The sequence below is a fragment of the Gardnerella sp. 30-4 genome (assembly GCF_001641215.1).
Classification (GTDB): Bacteria; Actinomycetota; Actinomycetes; order Actinomycetales; family Bifidobacteriaceae; genus Bifidobacterium; species Bifidobacterium leopoldii.
On sequence record NZ_LXJL01000108.1, the window covers coordinates 1 to 5,539 of the forward strand.

3 protein-coding genes are annotated in these 5,539 nt (G+C 47.0%); all 3 read left to right on the plus strand.

Going from position 1 to position 5,539, the window contains the following annotated elements; all coding sequences use genetic code 11:
- The first annotated feature begins 27 nt into the window (after positions 1-27).
- The 3 genes from pepN to A5294_RS05740 all read left to right on the plus strand — a co-directional run bounded on the left by pepN (position 28) and on the right by A5294_RS05740 (position 5,486).
- Positions 28-2,643, plus strand: coding sequence for an aminopeptidase N (gene pepN, locus A5294_RS05730; protein ID WP_064340677.1), 2,616 nt, complete (start codon positions 28-30; stop codon positions 2,641-2,643).
- 585 nt (positions 2,644-3,228) lie between these two features.
- On the plus strand, positions 3,229-4,656 hold the full coding sequence (glmM, locus tag A5294_RS05735; RefSeq protein WP_004118692.1) for a phosphoglucosamine mutase: 1,428 nt from the start codon (positions 3,229-3,231) through the stop codon (positions 4,654-4,656).
- A 176-nt stretch (positions 4,657-4,832) separates the two neighbouring features.
- The gene (locus A5294_RS05740) at positions 4,833-5,486 is read left to right on the plus strand and encodes a peptide deformylase (RefSeq protein ID WP_004107289.1); all 654 of its coding nucleotides are present in this window, start codon (positions 4,833-4,835) and stop codon (positions 5,484-5,486) included.
- Positions 5,487-5,539: the final 53 nt, after the last annotated feature.

Sequence of the window (5,539 nt, forward strand, 5' to 3'; positions counted from 1 at the left end):
TAAGAAAAAATAAGAAAGGTACAAAATATGCCAGGAGCAAATCTTACTCGCGTAGAAGCTCAAGAGCGTTTCGACGCTATCCAAATGCCAATTCACTACGATGTTGCGCTCGATTTAGGAAAAGGCGGACGCGATTTTACTTCGCGCACAAAGATTGAGTTCGATGCTAAGGCTGGTAGCGCAAGCTTCCTCGATTTAATTGCAAACAGCGTAGAATCCGTGGTGTTAAACGGTACCGATCTTGACGTTTCTAAAGTTTTTGCAGACAGCCGAATTGAGCTTGCAAATTTGCTTGAGCATAATACCGTAGAAGTTGTAGCAAACTGCCAGTATTCCAACACGGGCGAGGGTTTGCACAGAAGTGTCGATCCTTCTGACGGAAACGTGTATTTATATACTCAGTTCGAAGTGCCGGATGCTCGCCGTGTTTATGCTGTATTTGATCAGCCAGATTTGAAAGCTGTTTTTGATTTTACGGTTGATGCTCCAGAAAGCTGGATCGTTACTTCAAACATGCCAATTAAAAGCGAAACAGCGTTAGAGGGCCGCGAAACTGAAGCAGGCACTTTGGAAAATGGTGCTGTAGAAGGCATGAAGCGCTGGGTATTCGAGTCAACTCCAAAGATGAGCTCTTATTTAACTGCTATTTGCGCAGGACCTTACGCGCAATGGCATACAACTTACGACAACGAAGACGGTCGCGTAGTGCCAATGGCAATGTACTGCCGTCAGGCACTTAAAGACGCTTTTGCAAAAGACGTTGACTACTTGTTCGATATTACGAAGAAAGGTTTTGCTTTCTACGCTAAGACTTGGGGAGTGCCGTATCCGTACGCAAAGTACGATCAGATTTACGTGCCAGAATATAACGCTGGAGCTATGGAAAACATTGGTATGGTTACGATTCGCGACCAGTACGTGTTTGAATCCAAAGTCACGGACGCTTATGCTGAGCGCCGCGTTGTAACAGTTTTGCATGAGCTTGCACACATGTGGTTCGGCGACTACGTGACCATGAAGTGGTGGAATGATTTGTGGCTTAACGAATCCTTCGCAGAATTCACTTCTACTCTTGCAACTGCTGAAGCAACCGAATGGCATGACGCTTGGAGCACTTTCAATTCCGGCGAAAAAAGCTGGGCACTTAATCAAGATCAGCTTCCAACAACGCACCCAATCGTGGCTCCAATCAACGATTTGAATGACACTTCCGTCAACTTCGACGGCATCACTTATGCAAAGGGTGCTTCCGTATTGAAGCAACTCGTAGCGTATGTTGGTCGCGAAAAGTTCTTTGAAGGAATCCATAACTATTTGAGCAAGCATGCATACAGCAACGCAACTTTGGCCGATTTGTTGCACGAGTTAGAGCTTACAAGCGGCCGCGATCTTAAAGCTTGGAGTGCTCAATGGCTTGAAAAGGCTGGAATTAACACGATTTCTACCGAAGTCGAAGAAGCAGGTGACGGCACTATTGCTTCCTTGCGTTTGCGTCAGAGCGCGCCAGCTGAGCATCCTGTTCTTCGCGCACACCGTTTGGCTGTTGGATTCTACAATGTAGACGAAGCAACTGGCGAAATTAAGCGCACAAAGCGAATCGAACTTGACGTAGACGGCGAAGTGACGGAAGTTGTTGAGGCGCGCGGCGAAAAAATGCCAGCACTTATCCTTGTAAACGACGACGACTTGACTTACACGAAGCTACGTTTTGACGAAAAGTCGCTTGAATTTGCTGCCGAAAACTTGTATCGTTTCAAGGATTCTTTGACTCGCTCACTTATTTGGCTCGCGCTGTGGGACATGACTCGCGACGCAGAATTCCCAGCAGAACGCTTCGTGGAACTCAGCCTTAAAGCTTTGGCAACTGAGCGCGAATCAACTACTTTCCGCTATGCTCTTGGTCAAGTGAAAGTAACTGCAAGCCACTACGTTGTCCCAGAGCGTCAAGCAGAAGTCGCAAAGCATGTTGCTCACGAATTGTGGCAGTTAGCTTTGGCAGCTTCTGCAGGTTCCGACGAGCAATTCCAGCTCGTTAAGGCTTATCTTGGATACGGCGAAGTTGGAGATGCTGAGTTCTTGCGCGTAGCTAACGGATTGCTCGACGGTTCCGTGAGTTTGGAAGGCTTGGAAATCGACAACGACTTGCGCTGGAGCATTTTGATTGCGCTCGCAGGCGTGAATGCTTTGGATGAAGCTGGAATTGACGCGGAACTTCAAAAGCGCGACACGACTGAGAATCGCGAATACGCTTACCAGGCTCGTGCAGCTCGCTCAACTGCAGAAGCTAAGGATTGGGCTTTTGAACAGGCTTTGCGCAATCTCGATTTGACGAATATGCAAATGGGCGCTGTGGTTGCCGGATTTGCAAGCACAGCTAAAGGCGATTTGGTTAAGCCTTATGTTGAGCGCTACTTTGCTGAAGTTGAGTGGATTTGGAAGAACCGCACATTCCATATGGCTGAGGCTCTGATTGAGGGCTTGTATCCTGTGTATGCGCCGGTTGAGGAGCTGGTTAAGCACGGTGAAAAGTGGCTTGAGGCTCATGCTGATGCGGATCAGGCTTTGCGACGCATGGTGCTTGGTAGCCTTGATTCTTCGCGTCGCACGCTTAAAGTGCAGCATTACAACGCTTCTTTGCGCTAGTGCGATGTCCTGCTTTCGCGCTGCATTGAGCAAGTAAGTTCTTGTTTAATGTGGCGCGAGTTTTTTTGTTTAATGTGGTGCTTGGCTGGCAGTTTTCTGGAGTGGCTGTGAGGGGTGGGGTTACTTGTCTCGCAGCGCTACGCTCCTATACCTCATTTGGACTAGTGGATAGGTAGTTAAGTTTAGTTTTTTGCTTACTTTTTCTGCGGAAATAGTTATTCATCATCACGATTATTACTATCGCTCCGCTTTTATATTGCTCGACCAAGCAACACCCACCCCTCACTACTGATAAAACCGCTAGTGTTTTGTGGTGTGGTAGGAGAGTCTGGTGCAGTTTGTGCAGCAGCGCGAATGCTAGTGTCCACTAGGGGATAAGTATTCAATATCTGCAGAGCATGAATGTTAAAGTTCACTAATCAACAAGTAATCGATGTTCGCAGAAGTATTACTGCAAAGCTTCTTTGCTGCGCTAGCGCGTTATGCGAAACAGTGAGTAGAATTGCGGATAGTGTGTGACGCGCTAGTATGCGATGTTGTTTGCTTGCGCGCAAGAGAAGTGATTTTTGCGAAAGAGGCTTTATTATGCCAAGAATGTTTGGTACAGACGGTGTGCGTGGATTAGCAAATCGCGATTTAACAGCGCAGCTTGCGTTAGATTTAGGTGACGCTGCAGTGCGCGTTTTGGGAGATAAAAGCGCAGTTGCGTCTGCTGCAGAAGAAGAAGCGTCATCAGATACCTCTTCTCGCTCCGCTCACGCTCGTCGCCGCGCGCTTATTGGTAGAGATACTCGCGTTTCTGGCGATTTTCTAGCTTCTGCTCTCGCTGCTGGCATGAGTGCTGGCGGTTTTGATGTTATCGATGCTGGAATTATCCCAACTCCTGGCGTTGCTTTCCTCACTTCCGTGCTTAACGTTGAAATGGGTGCTGTTATTTCTGCGTCGCATAATCCTATGCCAGATAACGGCATTAAATTCTTTGCGCGCGGAGGCTTTAAGCTTCCAGATAGCAAGGAAGATGAGATTGAGGCTGTGCTTGGTCAAGATTGGGAGCGTCCAACTGGTGCTGGTGTAGGTCGAGTCAGCCATGATACTACTACAGCTACTAACTTGTATATTGATCATTTAGTTTCTGCTGTTGCGCCTTTAAGTAACGCTTCTACTACGCGCCCAAAGCCGCTTGCAGGTTTGCGTGTTGTAGCAGATTGCGCGAATGGTGCTACTTCTGTTGTTGCTCCTGAGGCTTTGCGCCGCGCTGGTGCAGAAGTTGTAGTTATTAACGCATCTCCTGACGGCTACAACATTAACGATCATGCGGGCTCGACTCATCCTGAGCAGTTACAAGCTATGGTTAAAGCTTCAAAGTCTGATTTGGGCGTTGCGTTTGATGGCGACGCAGACCGCTGCTTGGCTGTCGATGAAAACGGCAATATGGTTAATGGCGATCAAATTATGGGTATTCTTGCTCGCGCTAAAAAGGCTGAAGGCAAGCTTAATCATGACACTCTTGTAGTTACAGTTATGAGCAATCTTGGCTTAAAACTTGCTCTTAAAGATATGGGTATTGCAACAGTGCAAACAAACGTTGGCGATCGCTACGTTCTTGAAGAAATGCTCAAGCACGATTATTCGCTCGGCGGCGAGCAGTCTGGTCACGTTATTAATCGCGAATTTGCAACCACCGGCGACGGTACGCTTACTGCTTTGACTTTGTGCCGTGAAGTTGTGCGTTCAGGCAAGAAACTTTCGCAAATGGCTGCAGACTTCCCACAGCTTCCGCAAGCTCTTGTAAATGTGCCAAATGTAGATAAAATGGCTTCGAAAACTAACGCAGCTGTGCTTGCAGCTGTTGAGAAAGAATCGAAACTTCTTGGAGATACAGGTCGCGTGCTTTTGCGTCCTAGCGGCACCGAGCCTCTTGTGCGCGTTATGTGCGAGGCTGCAACTCAAACTCAGGCGGATGAGGTTTGCGCTCGTCTTGCTCAAGTTGTGGTTGATAATCTGAAGTTATAAGTTTGCTTACTTTTGCGTTCTCTGTTTGCTTACATCTCAGTCGGCTCTAGCAGTGCGCAAATAATTTTGATACACTTATATCTTTAGTGCTGCTTTCAAATTCTGCTCGCGGCATGTAAATTTTGTATATTTTCGCGTTATTATGCGCGTTATTTAAAACGGTGAAAAGGAGTCCTATGTTTACGCATCACGCAAGTGTTGATACTAAGCTCAGTCGCGCTGTTGAGCGCTTGCTTGATTCCGCTACAGAAGACGGCATTTTGCCGATTGTGCAGGCAGGTGAGCCTGTTCTTCGCCAGCGTACTGTTGCGTATGATGGTCAGCTTACACGTGCAACTCTTACTAAGCTAATTTCGTTAATGCATAGCACAATGTTGGAAGCTCCGGGAGTTGGTTTAGCTGCTCCTCAAATTGGTCTTGGTCTTGCTATTGCTGTTATTGAAGATCATGTTCGTGATGATGAGGACGATCCTCGTGACATCGCAGAGCTTCCGTTTAGAGCTATTATTAACCCTCATTATGAGCCTATTGGTACGCAAACTCGTAGTTTTTATGAAGGTTGTTTAAGCGTTTCCGGCTATCAGGCTGTACGTCAACGTTGGCTTGATATTCAGGCTACTTGGCAGGATGAGGACGGCAAACAACATTCCGAGCGTTTGCATGGTTGGCCTGCGCGTATTTTCCAGCACGAAACAGATCATCTTCGTGGTGAACTTTATATTGATCGTGCAGAAATGCGTTCACTTTCCACTGATGAGAACCTTGAGGATTATTGGGCAGATGAAGCAGTTCCAGTGGCGGCGGCTCGCACTTTGGGATTTGCTATCTAGGTTTTATTGTCAATTTATTTATTAATTTGATTTTGTTTTTGATTAATAGATAC